This window comes from Pseudomonadota bacterium (assembly GCA_034189865.1).
Lineage (GTDB): Bacteria > Pseudomonadota > Gammaproteobacteria > UBA5335 > UBA5335 > JAXHTV01.
This window is the reverse complement of the sequence record JAXHTV010000044.1, coordinates 1-15,148: the sequence shown is the minus strand read 5'-3', so window position 1 is coordinate 15,148 and position 15,148 is coordinate 1. Positions and strand designations below refer to the sequence as shown.

The window sequence follows — 15,148 nt, the reverse complement described above, 5'->3', positions numbered from 1 at the left end:
CCCAACAGATCCACGAGAACACCAAGGAAATCTATCGGGTGGCGGAAGATCTCGAGAAATCCAATGATCGTGTGGCCGACGCGGCCCATCAACTGCGGCAGGACGCCGAGCAACTCGCCGCAGCCCTGGCGTGGTTCAAGGTCGGTCGTTAGATCGCCTTGAGTACACCGTGGTTTGCTTCGATAAGGCCGTGGTTGTGGCCCCGTGATCCCGCATCCGTTTCACAGCTAAAAGGCGAGGGCGTCATGAAAACCTGTCCTTTCTGTATAAGAACGCTGCCCTTTTTTAATTTGGTCTGGCAGAGGCTCACGTTCTCCGAGACAAATGCACTTACGTGTCCTCATTGCCAATCGATCATCTCCATGCGGGGTGGTGCCAGCATGTGGTTTTCACTGGGTTTGGGCTCAACGGGTGGGTACCTTTTGGGAAAGTTTCTCGGTGGGTTCAGTTTGAAAACGGCCATTGCCTCTTTGGGATTGGGTTTGTTGATCTTCGTGGTGGCGTCTTACTTCACTGCGCCGATACGCCGCGCTTAGAGGGGGGTGGTCGGTTGCCTACGAACACCGGCCACATGGCGCTATTTCACCGCAGCACCGCGCTTCGTCATTCTCCGTTTCCGTCGAGTCAATAGTTATGTGCGGCTATGAACAAGACGTTTGAACAAGCTATCCAAAATTTTGTATCGGAGTGGAACTCCAATGTTGTTTCAACGAAGCGTAGATACACCAGTTTTATTATCTCGATAGCGTTTCTACTGTTTACGCTATTTTCTTATGTTTTGGTCGGATATGAGTTAGGGGCGCAAGGTGGGGGCACTGTATGGAAACTCGGTCCTTTGGTTTTTGTGACGCTGGCCCCGCAACTATGCTTTTGCTGGTATATTCTTCGCTCGAATAGTGTCCCGGCTTATGTAAGAAACTCAGTTCTCATGAGTGTTTTCACGGTTTGCTGGTGGCTGCTTTTTACAGTCATTATTTATTCGAGTGCGGTAAACGCCTAGGGTGGCCATGAAAGATCATTTCATGATGTTCCATAATTGTTATTGAAGGGCCTTTTTCCATGTTGTCGTTAGCTATTTCAAGAAAATGAAGATCGAGGTCAGGGTGTTCACCGATCGCATGGAGCTCGTCGGACCAAGTCGGATATATGTGTCAACACCCGAAGTACCTTATCGAGGCAGCCGTATCCTCATCGGTTACTTTAAACCGGCAGAGGATTGTCTACGGAGCGGATTGCTGAAAGTTGGCGTTCTAGGCTGGTTCAAACCCAAACCTCACCTCATCGTTCGTGCCATGGAGTTGAACGAGGGTGGCTTGTCGGAGATAGAGGAAAAGGTTCTATTGGAGCTTGCCTACGCCGCCGGTGCCGGGAAAGTCTCTGTTGCCTAGCGCGGCGTCGTTTTTTGCGTTGTCGAGACGGCCGCGCGATAATTTTTAACCCCTCCACACCGCACATATGGCGACCCGTTCGAGTTATCCACCGAGTCGCCCAGACAAGGTAAGCCATGTACCCGCCCGCATATCCGCATGATCCCATCGCTAAGCTCTATCCTGGTGTGTACTTTCTGCATGGGAGTATCAAAATCGGTCCGGGTGTGCGCATGAACCGCAATATGGTCATTCTCCAAAACGGTTCAGAATTGATCCTGATTAACCCGGTACGGATGGATGAACAGGGCCTGGCCGCCTTGGACGCACTGGGCACAGTCAGACACATCATGCGGCTGGGAGATTTTCATGGTCTGGATGATGCCTTTTTCCTCGACCGGTATCGGTGTTTGTTTTGGGCGCAGAGCGGCCAGGAAACCTACAAGCAACCCAGCCCGACAAACGAAATAGGCCCCGACACCGTCAGCCCCTTCCCAAACTCCAAATTTTTCATTTTCCAGACCGCCAAGTACCCCGAAGCAGCTTTGCTTGTTAAGGACCATAAGCTCCTGATTACAACCGATAGCGTTCAGTATCATCCGGATTGGAGCTACTTCAGTGGGTTGTCGAAAGTTGTCTTCAAACTGCTGGGCTTCAAGACGGGCATCAACATCGGACCGCCCTGGATTAAACGCGTCACCCCAAAAGGCGGCTCTCTGAAGGGGGACTTTGAGCGCCTTGTGAACCTTGATTTCGACGCGATCGTGGCGGCTCACGGCTTGCCGCTCCAATTGGACGCCAAAAAGCAACTTCAATCAGAAATAGACAGCGTGTTTGGCTAAGCAAAAGGCGCCGGCAGGGTCATGCGAACTGCGCTTTAATCGTAGATCCATCGCCCCACCAACCCGTCGCGCAGTGGGGGCACGGGTCGATCAAAAGGGACAACGAGAAGGGGAATGTGCTTATGGCCAAGGAACTCACGTTTCGCGCCGGCCGCAATATCGCCATGAAGGTGCCGTCGCATTTGTATGAGGCCACGGTTCAGTTCTATCGGGATGTCATCGGTCTGCCGGAGATCACCAATAATCTGCCGGATGTGGGTTTTGAATTCGGGGAGAACCGATTATGGATCGATCGCGTTTCAGGTCTCGGGCAAGCGGAAACTTGGTTTGAAATCGTGACCAACGATGTGGCCGCGGCGGCTGCTCACCTCAAGGCGGCAGGGGTGGTGCGGTGTGATGAGATCGAACCCTTGCCGGAAGGCTTTCAGGGCTTTTGGGTCGCCGGCCCGGCGGCCATTGTGCATCTCGTTTGCGACGGATGGTCATCCGGCTAGCGAGCCCGAAATACCACCACTACGAGGCCACCGAAGACCGGGCCGGGCCAGTAAGACGGCAAGCGGCAAAAGCTTGGCCTAGGGCTCGACAAAGCGCCAAAGGCGCCGATGTTTAACGCCGGAATGCTTCCAGAAAATGGCCACTTCAGATTTTTCCACTTGCCCGATCACCAACTCGTCCCGTCGCTGATCGTTTTGGCGCAACTCCCAAAACTCCACCTTATCCAGAGAATCGGCCAACGTGTAGTAACCGGGTTTTAGCGGCTGATGTGCGGCCAGGCCGTAGCCGACGAGGGAAAGGTACGTGCCGGCGCGGCAAACGGCGTCGCCTTTGCGTTGGTCCGCGATACGGGAGATGGTTACCACATTGTCAAAGGCGTCGTCGCCGTTCAAATCGCCGGACAACTAGTGCGGAATTGCCCAGGCGCTCAGCCGGTACTCGGATGCATCCAGGCCGCAACTGAAAATGATCTCTTTTTTCTCATCCACAAAAAACGGGTTGGCGGCATTCGCCGCGGCACGAATTTCCTCCGCCGTTTTGGGCCAACTCAGGCAGGCCTCGAACTTGAGGTCATTCATGCGTGCTTGCTCGCCCGGCTTCAAATCGGCCGGCCCTATATCGGCGATCTTCAGCGCGCCGCGCTCCGAGGCATCCGCGGGCGGTCAGTCCGCCTCGGAGGGTTTGAATCCACCGGTACCGCTCAGCGCGGGCGAGAACTGAGAAAGGCGCATGTCTTGCGGTGCGTTGACCGCCCCGGTATGCCAACACCACTAGAGCGATAAACAGACCGAGTGCGGGCGCGAATACGGCCACGGCGACATCGCGCAGTCTTTTATCACGCAACGAAAGACCGAGCATGACTCCCAAGGCGGCCGTCATCCCGCTGCCGAGCACACCATAACCCAAGGCGATGGCGCCGCCCGCCAATCCAGGTGTCGGCCACCAGGCCAAAAAAAGCCAAACCGACCAGCAGTAGAACGCGCCAAATGATCCTCATCGGTCCCTGACCATTCCGCCAGCCATGAACTGACGCGTTGCTTGGCCCACAATCTAGCGTCGGCCGCGTCTCAAGTTGTAGGGTTCGTAAGTGAACTCATACAAGTCGTAAGACACGGGTCGCCAAGGGTGGTTGCCGCCGAAGTCTTTGTTCCCTGACCACAGCATAATCCGAACCTCCCCGGGTTGCTGGGGCACGACGTTTTCGCCGTAGATGGTTCGAACGCTGTTGCCGTTGACGTAAAAGTCGATCTTCCGTTGTGTCCAGTCGAACTCAAAGGTGCACCGCTCGCCGAATTCGCAATCGGATTGCGCCAGTGGCGCGGCGCCCCGTCGGGGCGCGGTCATCCCCGTTGCGGTGTGGGTGAAGAAGTTGACCGAGTCAGTGGTGAGCTCTTGTTTCAGCCGGGTGGTGAATTCGATGTCGATCTCGTTGTTCGGGTCTTGCGGGCGCCGGTCCCGGAACAGAAACAAGCCGAACACTACACCCTGCTTGAGGGGCAGCGTGGTCGTGTCGGTCACCTTCGCCACAAAGCGATAGCGGCCGAAGTGGAAATTGTCGCATTGAGTGCCGATTTGGGAGCTGAAACTTGCCCAGGTCTTAAACCGCACCATGCCTTCACCTGCGGGCCGAAAATCGACTAACTGGGGCATGAGCCGTGTTCCGCCGGAGACTTCCCGAAGGGTGAAATAGGTCTTCCAGTTTTCCGCAAAGGACCGGGTGGACCGGAAGTCTTCACTGAAGTAGCCTGCCTGCCCGTCGCATTCGGCGGCGTGGGTCTGGGGTATCGCCAGCGTTAAGGTCAAAAGGGCCATAGCCACGCGCACTATGGCTTTGAAGTGTCTCCCTCGCATTCGCACTCACCTACAGCATGTTTAATGAACAAGCACGCGGGTGACGGAGCATGCAAATCGTGGTTTCGATGCTCCCGCGCGGGCCCTGCGGGGGCAGGTTCTCGCATCCACCCGTTTGATGGTTATGTGGAATGTTTTTATCGGCCGCTGCTGAGCGGTTCTTAAGTCGCCCTGTATTTCTCATCGAGCCGGATTCGTCTCAATTGGGCCCTATAACCGTTATCGCGGGACGCTAATGAGAGGCGCTTGTGGGATGCTCCGACTCGAGCATCTAAAGCTTTTGCGCTTGAGGACGACTTTTTGGTTGATGGGCCTCAACTTCAATTATTTGGGAATAAGTGCGTCCTAAGCGATGCAAAACGTCTTTGTCGCGCGACAACCAGTTTTCAACAACCAGCTGGGTGTCTACGCTTACGAGCTGCTTTTTCGCGCGGCCGATCACTCCGTTCGGGACGTGGATCCAACACGTGCCACCTCACAAGTTCTGGTGAACGCTTTCGTTGAGCTGGGATTGGATCGGCTCGTCAGCGGCCGCAAAGCGGTGATTAACGTCACGGCCGCTATTCTTCCCCGACTGGTTCAATTGGATATCGAACCGGAGCAGATGATTCTGGATTTGCCGTGTCGCTTTCCGCAGCACCCCAAAGTGTTGGAGGTGTTGCAGCACTTGTCCGACAAGGGGTTTGTTGTCGCCATGTCGGACCTGGCCTTCGGCAAGAATTATCGCGCCATGCGCTCTCTGGTGGATATCATCAAGGTGGATGTTCGCCGCCACCCCGCCAACAGCCTGGAGCGACACCTGAAAATGCTCTCTAAGAGCGGCCAGTACTTGCTCGCGGAAAAAGTCGAGTCACTCGCCGAATACGACCATATGCGAGAGATCGGCTTCGACTACGTTCAGGGGTTCTTTCTCGGGCGCCCGCGGGTGGTTCGGGGGCAAGCTTTGCCCGCCAACTGGGGGACAGTCATGCGTTTGCTGGCGGCGGTGCAGCATCCGGAAACCGAAACCAAAAGCCTAGAGCGCCTGATCAATCAAGATTTGAATCTGAGCTACAAACTGCTGCGGGTCGTCAACTCGGCTTTTTTCGGGTTGCCGAGGGAGGTCGAATCGGTCAGTCAGGCGATTGTCATGCTGGGCCGGCAACGGCTGGCAGCCTGGGTGTCGATGATCGCGCTTTGCCAGTTGAATCACCGTACGCCGGAGTTGATTCAACTCAGTTTGATTCGGGCCCGCATGTGCGAGGAGTTGGCGATTCGCGCGCATCGTCAAGCCCCTGAAAGCTATTTTACGGTCGGCATGTTCTCCGCCCTTGATGCCTTGCTGGATCAGCCGTTGCATACCCTGGTTGAGCCGTTACCGCTCAGCGCGAACATCAAAATGGCCTTGTTGTCCCGCCAGGGTGAGTTGGGCCGTGCCCTGGGCTGCGTCATCGCCTACGAAAATGGCAACCGGGAAGCCGCCGGTTTCGACGCGTTATCAATCGATGAATGCACGCAGGCCTATTTGGCGGCCATCGATTGGGCGCGGGACGTGGGCGCGCTGATGTAGCGGCTCGGCGTCCGGATTGTTTCCCACTTCTGCGGTGGAATTCGTCATGAAATTTTGGTTACAACAACGGCTGATGAACTTGCCGGCAGTGCTTCGCCGCTCCGACGCTTTCTGCGGGGCTACCTGATCTGCCGATTCAACCAGGGCAGTCGTCTTCGTGAAATCATCTTCCCCCCCGACCTCTCATATCTTGCTTCACGCCCGTAAGCTCATCCAACAAGGCCGGCGTGTGGCTGCCCTTACGCCATCCAGTAGAGCTTTGGCGCTCGCTGAGTGTTACGGGATTGACCCCCGCCTTCCGCAGGTGATCGTGGAGCTGGGTGCCGGCATGGGGCCGGTGACCGCCGTCGCGGCAGCGCGTATGCATCCTGAAAGCCACTTGATCGCCATTGAACAGGATCCGGAATTCGCTGCGGTCGCCCGCCAAGTCGCTCCGCAGGCCGAGGTGATTGAGGCCGATGTCACCAATCTGCGGGCGTTGCTGGCCCAGCGGGGTATCGACCGGGTTGATGTCGTTCTCAGCGGTTTGCCGACACCCAGCCTGCCGCGCGAGGTCGTACTGCCGGTGCTCGAATGGTTTGCGAGCCTCCCCAACGACCCGATCTTCAATCAGATCACCGTCATGCCCTGGGTTTACCTAAGTATGTATCGTCGTTTGTTCAGGCAGGTGGAGTTTGAATTGGTGCTCGCCAATTTGCCACCGGGCGGGGTTTACCACTGTCGCGGGATCAAGCCGGACTTCGCGCGTTCGCTATAACTGTTCCTAGTGTACTTGGCTTCGTGGGATTGGGGCGGCCTGACATTGGGCCGTTAGTCCGATACCATGGCGGTTTAATCTCAAGACCCCCGGGGGGTGCATTATGGTAGTTGCTGATCGCACGGTCGTATCCATTCATTACACGCTCACCAACGATGCGGGCGATGTGCTCGACTCATCCCGAAGCGGGGAACCGCTTGCGTACCTCCACGGCGTGGGAAATATCATTAAAGGCTTGGAGCAGGAGCTGCTCGGCAAGGCCGCCGGGGATTCTCTGAACGTGCGGATCGACCCGGAAGACGCCTACGGTGTGCGCCATGACGAGTTGGTGCAAGAAGTGCCGCGAGATGCATTTCAGGGTGTGGATGAAATTCAGCCGGGCATGCAATTTCGGGCTGAAGGGCCTGATGGCGCGCAGATTGTGACCGTTACGCAGGTTAGCGCTGATGCAGTGATGATCGATGCCAACCACCCCTTGGCTGGTGAGGCCCTCACTTTCGACGTGGAAATTATGGATGTCCGTGACGCCACGGATGAAGAACTGAGTCACGGCCACGTCCACGGACCCGGCGACGCCCATCACTGAGGCAGCTTGAGGTTTTCTGATCCTCAAACACCCAACAAACGCTCTCTTCCCCGGCAGGCCATATCGCTGTCTCCGGCCGGAGCGGGTGGTAGCAGAAACACGAACGGACCCGAATCGGGTCCGTTCGTTTGTTCACGGGCGATGATCAGTTGCAGTCGCCGATCCGCTTTCCGTTCCAAGTCATTTTCATGGTAAACGGCTGACCGCCCATGTCCGCGTTCATGGTCATTTCGCCGCTGGCCGTGTCGCCTTTCGATTGAAAGTGGCCTTTGGCGGTCATCACCACGCCTTCCGTGTTGCAAGACATGGTCCAGTTCATGGTGTTGCCTTTGATGTCATGGGACAGCAACTTGCATTCTGCGGATTTCGCCATCTCTTTGGCGGGATCGAATTCTTCCTTCTCGATGCATTGGGTATTGCTGTACTTCCGGTCTCCGGTAAACGGGTTGCTGCTGGTGCTTTCCACTTGCCACTTGCCGGGCTTGACCTTGATGGTTTCGGCATGGGCGTTGGCGGCCATCAAAAGAAGCACAGTGAGGAGCCCCGATCGAACGATCCGGCTTGGGTGGTGCGACATGACGGTTCCCCTTTGATAGTTGACGTTGAGCGGTCGATCGCTGGTGCAATCGATTGTGCGCGATTTTCGTCACGGCCGCCAGAATGCGCTGGCATTTGAATACGCGGATCATAGGACCGGCCGGTTTCGCTTGTCTCGGTGATGTCTCTGACCTAGCCTTCAATGCAGTGTCGGTTGATGACGGCGACGGATTCGGGGACTGCGCCTGCAAGGAGGCATTGGATGACAGAGAAAGTAGTCGAGTTTTTTTGGGATGTGGTGAGCCCTTACACTTACCTCGCCGCAACGCAAATGGCCAAGCTGAAGGCGCAAACAGGTGCGGAAGTCCGTTGGCGACCGTTCTTGCTTGGGGGGGTGTTCAAGGCGACGAGGAATCAGCCGCCGGCCAATTTGCCCGCGAAGGCCAAGTACATGCCGCGTGACTTGCAAACCTGGGCGGCGTATTACGATGTGCCGTTCGCTTTTCCGTCCAGTTTTCCCGCCAATACCTTGTTGGCGATGCGCGGCGCGACCTTGATCGAGGACGCCGACAAACTGGAAGCCTACGCACTGGGTTTGTTCGCGGCGCACTGGGAGCGCGGGGAAGATATCAGTCAGCCGGGGTTGGTGGCAGAAATCGCCAGTGCTGCGGGACTGGACGGCGAGGCCCTAGTCGCCCGGGCGGGTGAACAGGAAGCCAAAGATCGCCTACGTCGGAATACCGAAGAGGCCGTTGAGCGAGGTGCTTTCGGCGCACCGACGTTCTTTGTTGGCGAGCAGTTGTTCTGGGGCAATGATCGCCTACCGTTGATCTACCATGTACTGGGTGCCAACCGCTGATCTGAAGGACATCTTTTGCCTCTTCGGCCGTCCCTGTATGATCGCTCAACGATGTCCATAAGCCCATCTCTCTTATCACTGCCGGAACTCATTTCCGCCGCTCACGATCTGGGGCGGCGGGGACTGTTCCCCGCCACCGGTGGAAATTTGTCCTTACGCACCGGGCCGGGTGATTGTTTGGTGACCGTCTCCGGGCGCGACAAGGGACGGCTAACCGAGGACGACTTCATGGCGATCGGTTTGTCGGGTGTGCCCTTGGACAATACCCAGAAGCCGTCCGCCGAAACCGAAGTGCATCTGGCTTTGTATCGTGCCGACCCTGAAGTGGGCGCGGTGATTCATACCCATTCCGTGGCGGCGACGGTGCTCTCCCGCCTGGTGGGCGAAGATGTGATCGTATTCACCGGCTATGAGATGCAAAAGTCCATTCGCGGTATGCGCAGTCACGAGCAGTCGTTGAATTTGCCGGTATTCGATAACACCCAGGATATGCCGCATCTCGCGCGGCAGCTCGAGCGCCGATGGGCCGAGCTGCAAGGTCGTTGTGGTTTCCTGGTTCGCGGCCACGGGCTTTATGCGTGGGGCCGTGACGTGGCCGAGGCCCGTCGTCATGTGGAGGGCTGGGAATTTCTCCTGGCTTGTGATCTGCAACATCGTCAATTAGCGCGCTAATGAAGAAAATTCAGGCCATTGTCACCGACATTGAAGGCACGACCACCGACATTGCCTTTGTTCATCAGGTGCTGTTCCCCTATTCGGCCAAGCGGCTGGCAGATTTTGTGCGGGATCGCCAAGCCGAGCCCGCCGTGGCCGAGGCCCTGGCTCAAACCCGAGCTGAGATGGGCGACCCCAAAGCCGATACCGATGCGGTAATCCGTCAGCTCCTTGAATGGATCGAGCAGGACCGAAAAATCACCCCGCTGAAAGCGCTGCAAGGTTTGATCTGGCGCGAGGGCTATGAGCGGGGCGATTATCAAGGGCATGTCTACCCCGATGCCGTGTCAGTGTTGCGTCAGTGGAAGGAACGGGGTATCCCGCTGTATATCTATTCGTCGGGTTCCGAGGCGGCCCAGCGGTTGTTGTTCGGCCACAGCAGCGCCGGCGATCTCACCGGTTGGTTTCAAGGCTATTTCGATACCCGCGTGGGTGCCAAGAAAGAAGCCGAAAGCTATCGGCGCATTGGCCAGGCGATCAATGTGGCGCCGGCAGAGATCTTGTTTTTGTCCGATTCCGAAGCGGAGTTGGATGCCGCGCGTGAGGCCGGATGGCAAACCTGTCAGCTGGTTCGCGAGGGCACTGTGCCCAGCGACCACCACCCCACGGCGAAGGACTTCACGCAGATCATGGCGGAAGGGGAGGCTTTTTCGTGACGACACTTCGAATTTACCCGGAAGACAACTCGGATAAGACCTTGATGGTTACCGAAGACGGCCAGACCATCGGCAGCGAACTGGCGGCCGTGGGCGTTCGTTTCGAACGCTGGTCCGCCACGGCCGACATCGAGGGCGCCTCCGATGAGGCGATTCTCAGCGCCTATCAGCCGGAAATCGATCGGCTGATCAATGAGGCCGGATATCAAAGTTACGATGTGGTCCATATGGTGCCGGACCACCCGCAACGGGTCGCGCTGCGGGAAAAATTCCTCAGCGAGCATACCCACGGTGAGGATGAAGTGCGGTTTTTCGTTGCCGGGCAAGGTCTGTTCAATCTGCACATCGGCCAGCGGGTGTATTCGGTGTTGTGTTGCCGGAACGATCTCATCAGCGTGCCCGCCAATACGCCGCATTGGTTTGACATGGGTCCGGCGCCGCGTTTTACCGCCATTCGCTTGTTCAACAATCCGGAAGGCTGGGTGGCCCAATTCACCGGCAGCGACATCGCCGATCGATTTCCGTTGTTGGACGTCTAAACCGGCCGAGGTGTTGCTGTGCACTGAAGTCTTCGGCCGGCATACGCTGGTGTATGGCGCTGGTGTGGACTACCTTCACCGCATGGGTTTACCGCACGCGCGAGGGAAAGGCTCCAAGCCTCAAGTAAACCCGATTCGGTGTTGAGGAGGATTAAATGAACGGTCGCCGATGGAACAAGGCCTTACGCGCTGGATTTTTGATGCTGGGGGCGGCCTTGATGGTTCCTGTCTGGGTGGTCTCGGCCCAAACGTTCGCCACGCCGCAAGCGGCGATCGAGTTTCGCCACCAAGCGTACGAGAAAATCAGCGACGATCTGGAAGAAGTGGCGGATCTGCTCAAATCCGGTGGCGCCGGGGCGCTACCGCAGGTGCAGCAACGGGCTGCCGGTCTGGTTGAGACGGTGCAATCCCTGCCGGCCGCATTCCCGCCGGGTTCCAGTGAGGGCGAGACCCGCGCCCGGCGGATGATCTGGCGCGAGTGGGAAGACTTTAGCCAGCGGCTCGAGCGCTTGGAGACAGCCCTGGTGGACATGGAGCAGGCGGCCGGAGTTGACGATCTGGCCGCCACCCAGGCTGCGTTCAAAGAGGCCGCGGCGTCCTGTCGATCCTGTCATCTGTGGTATCGCACGTTCTGGTAAATTCCCGCGATAGCGGCCGCCGAGGGTGTGCTCCGCTTGAGCCGGTTCAAGCGGAGCTGTCGATCGTCACCTGACCGGCCGCAGCTTGGGCTTTGTGCCGTGCGGCGTCCAGGGTTTCCGCGCGCGCCAGGGCGACGCCCATGCGCCGGGTGCCCTGAACTTCCGGCTTGCCGAACAAGCGCAGTTGGGTATCGACCTGGGCCAGCGCCGCGTGCAGATTACCGTAACGGAGCCGGTCGCTGTGGGCGGTGACTTTGATCACCGCCGAAGCACAAGGCCCGAACTGACGAATCGCGGGTACTGGCAGACCGAGTATGGCCCGGGCGTGTAGGGCAAACTCCGAGAGATCTTGCGAGATTAACGTCACCAGTCCGGTATCGTGTGGGCGCGGTGAGACTTCGCTGAACCACACATGCTCCCCTTTGATGAACAGCTCCACGCCGAATACGCCGAGCCCACCGAGGGCATCCGTAATGGCTTTGGCATGGCGCCGCGATTCCTCCAGCGCTGCCGGTTTCATCGGTTGCGGTTGCCAGGATTCCACATAATCGCCCCCCATCTGCCGATGGCCGATGGGGTCGCAGTAGCGGGTTTGGATCTCACCGTCCGAATCGCGATAACGGACCGTGAGCAGGGTGATTTCGTAGTCGAAATCCACAAATCCCTCCACGATCACCCGGCCTTGACCGGCCCGGCCACCCGCCTGGGCGTAGTTCCACGCCGGTTCGATATCCGCCGCCGTGCGGATCAGGCTTTGTCCTTTACCGGAAGAGGACATGATCGGCTTGACCACGCACGGCATCCCGACCGCTTGGATCGCGTCGTCGAAGGCCTCCCGCGTGTCCGCAAAGCGATAGGGGGAGGTTCTTAGGTTCAATTCCTCCGCTGCCAGGCGGCGGATGCCTTCGCGGTTCATGGTCAGCCGGGTCGCCCGCGCCGTGGGAATGACGCGGTAGCCTTCTTGTTCCAGGGCCACCAGGGCGTCGGTTGCGATGGCTTCGATTTCCGGCACGATGAGCTCAGGCTGCTCCTGTTCCACCACCGCGCGCAGGGCTTTTGCGTCCAGCATGTTGATGACGTGCCAACGATGCGCCACTTGCATGGCCGGCGCATTGGCGTAGCGATCGACGGCGATCACTTCCACACCCAGCCGTTGTAGCTCGATGACCACTTCTTTGCCGAGTTCACCGGCGCCTAGGAGCATCACGCGGGTAGCGACCGGCGATAACGGCGTCCCGATGCACGCGTCCGTCATGGTGTGTCCTTTTTTCGTGTCCCTGAGCCGGCCTGGGCGGCCGATTGCGTTCCGGCATCATAGCGCACCGGCCGGCGGGTCATCAGCCCGCCTGACCGTCGCGGGTCGCTTACTCGCTGCCGGCTGCCGCTCGGGGGCGGAAAAAGGCGTAGTACATCACCGGAATCACGATGAGTGTGAGGGCCGTGGACACGGCGATGCCGCTGATCAGCGACACGGCCAGACCGCTGAAGATCGGATCGTCCAGAATAAAGAACGCGCCTGTGGTGGCGGCCACGGCTGTGAGCACAATCGGCTTGGCGCGGACGGCGCCGGAACGAATCACCGCTTCTTCGAACGACACGCCGCTGGCGCTTTGTTGGTTAATGAAGTCCACGAGCAAGATGGAGTTGCGGACAATAATGCCGGCCAAGGCCATCATGCCGATCATGGAGGTGGCGGTGAACTGGGCGCCGAAGAGCGTATGCCCCGGGAAGATCCCGATCATGGTCAGGGGAATGGGGGCCATGATGACCAGCGGTACGGCATACGAGCGGAACTGGCCCACCACCAGCAGGTAAATCAGGATTACCCCCACCGCATAGGCAATGCCCATATCCCGGAATGTCTCATAGGTGATTTGCCATTCGCCGTCCCACTTGATGGCGTCGCTCACCGCCAAGGTGGGTTGGCGGGTGAAAAGCTGCTCCATCGGGCGACCATCAAGGCCGGCATCGTTTATCTCGCCCACAAGCTGAAACATGCCGTAGAGCGGGCTATCGACTTCACCGGCCATGTCGCCGGTGACATAGATAACGGGCAGCAGGTCCTTGTGGTAAAGGGTTTGTTCCCGCTGGCTCTCAACCACTTGAACCACATCGCTCAAGGGGATCAAGGCGCCGCTTCGGCTCCGTACGCGCAGTTGCAGTAGGGTTTCCAAATCCCGTTTGTCCCCTTCGGCAAACTCCAGGCGAACCGGGAGTGCGTACTTGACGTATTCGTCGTGCAGGTAGGTGATGTCCTCGCCGCCCGTCGCCGTGGTGATGGCTGCGACGATGGCGGCGTGCGGCACACCCAGCAAGGCTGCCTTTTGCCGATCGACACGGAACAACCGCTTGGTCATGGGGGACTCTAAGGTGTCATCGACATCGACAATGTCGGGTGTCTGCTCGAAGGCATTGCGCAAGGCCCGAGCGGTTTCCAGCTGCCGGCTGTGGCCGGCGCCATAGACTTCCGCCACGATGGGTGCCAGCACCGGTGGTCCCGGCGGGACCTCGACCACCTTCACGTTGGCGTCGTAGCGTCGGCCAATTTCTTGCAGTTGCGGACGCATGGCCAAGGCGATCTGGTGGCTGGAGCGATCGCGGTGATGTTTATCCATCAGGTTGACCTGAATATCCCCCTGATGTGGTTCCTGGCGTAAGTAGTATTGCCGGACTAGGCCGTTGAAGTTGATCGGTGCGGAAGTCCCGGCATACATCTGGAAGTGAGTCACTTCCGGGACGGTTTCCAGGTGATCGCCTAAGGCTGAGAGTACCCGTTGGGTCTGCTCGACGGGGGTGCCCTCGGGCATGTCGATGACCAGCTGTAGTTCGGATTTGTTATCCAGCGGCAGCATCTTGAGCACCACCAACTGAAAGTACGGCAGGCTGAGCGCGGAGACCATGAGCACCATGACCGCGGCGGTCAGTGCCCATCGCGGTCCACGGCCAGCGTTTTCTCGAAGAAATGGCCGCAGCATCCGGCTGAACAAGCGGTACGACCAGGTATGCGTGGCTTGATCTTGCGACTCGGCGGTATGCGAACCGCCGGAATGGCGGAGCAGCCGTCGCGCTAACCAGGGAGTGACCACGAACGCCACCGCCAGCGAGATGAACATGCCCATGCTGGCGTTGATGGGAATGGGGCTCATATAAGGGCCCATCAAGCCGCTGACGAAGGCCATGGGCATGAGGGCGGCGATGACCGTAAAGGTCGCCAGAATGGTGGGGCCGCCGACCTCGTCCACGGCTTCGGGAATGACGTCCAACAGCGGGCGATCCTCCAGGGCCATCCGGCGGTGAATGTTTTCCACCACCACGATGGCGTCGTCCACCAGAATCCCGATGGAGAAGATCAGCGCGAACAGCGATACGCGGTTGATGGTGAAGCCCCAGGCCCAGGAAGCGAATAAAGTGATCAGCAGCGTAATGACCACCGCGCTGCCGACAATGATCGCTTCGCGCCAGCCCAGGGTCAGCAGCACCAGCGCAATGACCGCGCCGGTGGCAAACAGGAGCTTGCTGATGAGCTTGTTGGCTTTATCTTGCGCGGTTTCACCGTAGTTGCGGGTGATGCTGAGATGCACGCCGGCAGGGATGGCGATGTTTTCGAGGGCCGCGAGCTGGGCCTCGACCGCGCGGGTAATATCCACCGCGTTTTGTCCGGGTTGTTTGGCGATGGCCAAGGTGACGGCCGCCCGGCGTTGTCCGGGCGGCGCTTCGCCGTGGTAGCCAGGGCCGAAGCCCATGAACGCCGAGCGTTC

At 58.5% G+C, this 15,148-nt stretch carries 17 protein-coding genes; 11 read left to right on the top strand and 6 right to left on the bottom strand.

The genetic code is table 11. The annotated features are described in order from the left end of the window. Nucleotides 1-1,148 precede the first annotated feature (1,148 nt). The 3 genes from SVU69_13080 (at nucleotide 1,149) to SVU69_13070 (ending at nucleotide 2,703) form a co-directional block, all read left to right on the top strand. Entirely contained in the window at nucleotides 1,149-1,388 is a 240-nt protein-coding gene (locus SVU69_13080) for a hypothetical protein (GenBank protein MDY6943930.1), read from the top strand. Between the two features lie 212 nt (nucleotides 1,389-1,600). Beyond that, the gene (locus tag SVU69_13075) at nucleotides 1,601-2,209 is read left to right on the top strand and encodes a hypothetical protein (protein MDY6943929.1); all 609 of its coding nucleotides are present in this window, start codon (nucleotides 1,601-1,603) and stop codon (nucleotides 2,207-2,209) included. 122 nt (nucleotides 2,210-2,331) lie between these two features. After that, nucleotides 2,332-2,703: a hypothetical protein gene (locus SVU69_13070; protein ID MDY6943928.1), complete on the top strand. Its 372-nt coding sequence runs from the start codon at nucleotides 2,332-2,334 to the stop codon at nucleotides 2,701-2,703. A 78-nt stretch (nucleotides 2,704-2,781) separates the two neighbouring features. Here SVU69_13070 and SVU69_13065 read toward each other — a convergent pair whose 3' ends face one another. The 3 genes from SVU69_13065 to SVU69_13055 form a co-directional block, all read right to left on the bottom strand. Continuing rightward, complete coding sequence (locus tag SVU69_13065; GenBank protein ID MDY6943927.1) at nucleotides 2,782-3,108, bottom strand: hypothetical protein; 327 nt, start codon at nucleotides 3,106-3,108, stop codon at nucleotides 2,782-2,784. Further along, nucleotides 3,109-3,282, bottom strand: coding sequence for a hypothetical protein (locus tag SVU69_13060; protein ID MDY6943926.1), 174 nt, complete (start codon nucleotides 3,280-3,282; stop codon nucleotides 3,109-3,111). 472 nt (nucleotides 3,283-3,754) lie between these two features. Then, nucleotides 3,755-4,555, bottom strand: a complete 801-nt coding sequence (locus SVU69_13055; GenBank protein MDY6943925.1) for a glycoside hydrolase family 16 protein — start codon at nucleotides 4,553-4,555, stop codon at nucleotides 3,755-3,757. Between the two features lie 352 nt (nucleotides 4,556-4,907). On the opposite strand from SVU69_13055, the gene SVU69_13050 reads away from it, so the two are divergent. From SVU69_13050 to SVU69_13040, 3 genes are all read left to right on the top strand, one after another. Then, nucleotides 4,908-6,104 carry an HDOD domain-containing protein gene (locus tag SVU69_13050; GenBank protein ID MDY6943924.1) on the top strand — a complete coding sequence of 399 codons (1,197 nt, stop codon included), beginning with the start codon at nucleotides 4,908-4,910 and terminating at the stop codon, nucleotides 6,102-6,104. Between the two features lie 157 nt (nucleotides 6,105-6,261). Further along, nucleotides 6,262-6,861, top strand: a complete 600-nt coding sequence (locus SVU69_13045) for a ribose ABC transporter permease (GenBank protein MDY6943923.1) — start codon at nucleotides 6,262-6,264, stop codon at nucleotides 6,859-6,861. A gap of 103 nt (nucleotides 6,862-6,964) precedes the next feature. Then, nucleotides 6,965-7,447, top strand: coding sequence for a peptidylprolyl isomerase (locus SVU69_13040; protein MDY6943922.1), 483 nt, complete (start codon nucleotides 6,965-6,967; stop codon nucleotides 7,445-7,447). Between the two features lie 145 nt (nucleotides 7,448-7,592). On the opposite strand, the gene SVU69_13035 is transcribed toward SVU69_13040, so the two are convergent. After that, complete coding sequence (locus tag SVU69_13035; GenBank protein ID MDY6943921.1) at nucleotides 7,593-8,024, bottom strand: DUF3617 family protein; 432 nt, start codon at nucleotides 8,022-8,024, stop codon at nucleotides 7,593-7,595. A gap of 222 nt (nucleotides 8,025-8,246) precedes the next feature. Between SVU69_13035 and SVU69_13030 the strand changes: the two genes are divergently transcribed. The 5 genes from SVU69_13030 (at nucleotide 8,247) to SVU69_13010 (ending at nucleotide 11,390) form a co-directional block, all read left to right on the top strand. After that, complete coding sequence (locus SVU69_13030) at nucleotides 8,247-8,843, top strand: 2-hydroxychromene-2-carboxylate isomerase (protein MDY6943920.1); 597 nt, start codon at nucleotides 8,247-8,249, stop codon at nucleotides 8,841-8,843. 51 nt (nucleotides 8,844-8,894) lie between these two features. Beyond that, nucleotides 8,895-9,515 (top strand): methylthioribulose 1-phosphate dehydratase, encoded by a 621-nt coding sequence (locus tag SVU69_13025; GenBank protein MDY6943919.1) that lies wholly within the window; start codon nucleotides 8,895-8,897, stop codon nucleotides 9,513-9,515. After that, nucleotides 9,515-10,213, top strand: coding sequence for an acireductone synthase (mtnC, locus tag SVU69_13020; protein MDY6943918.1), 699 nt, complete (start codon nucleotides 9,515-9,517; stop codon nucleotides 10,211-10,213). The genes SVU69_13025 and mtnC overlap by 1 nt, the downstream gene beginning before the upstream one ends. Then, complete coding sequence (locus tag SVU69_13015) at nucleotides 10,210-10,752, top strand: hypothetical protein (GenBank protein ID MDY6943917.1); 543 nt, start codon at nucleotides 10,210-10,212, stop codon at nucleotides 10,750-10,752. Before mtnC ends, SVU69_13015 begins: the two co-directional genes overlap by 4 nt. A gap of 155 nt (nucleotides 10,753-10,907) precedes the next feature. Next, a complete protein-coding gene (locus SVU69_13010) occupies nucleotides 10,908-11,390 on the top strand; it encodes a cytochrome c (GenBank protein MDY6943916.1) in 483 nt (160 codons plus the stop codon). Between the two features lie 46 nt (nucleotides 11,391-11,436). Here SVU69_13010 and purT read toward each other — a convergent pair whose 3' ends face one another. Then, complete coding sequence (gene purT / locus SVU69_13005; protein ID MDY6943915.1) at nucleotides 11,437-12,645, bottom strand: formate-dependent phosphoribosylglycinamide formyltransferase; 1,209 nt, start codon at nucleotides 12,643-12,645, stop codon at nucleotides 11,437-11,439. A 109-nt stretch (nucleotides 12,646-12,754) separates the two neighbouring features. Continuing rightward, a partial coding sequence (locus SVU69_13000; GenBank protein ID MDY6943914.1) for an efflux RND transporter permease subunit occupies nucleotides 12,755-15,148 on the bottom strand: 2,394 nt, incomplete at its 5' end.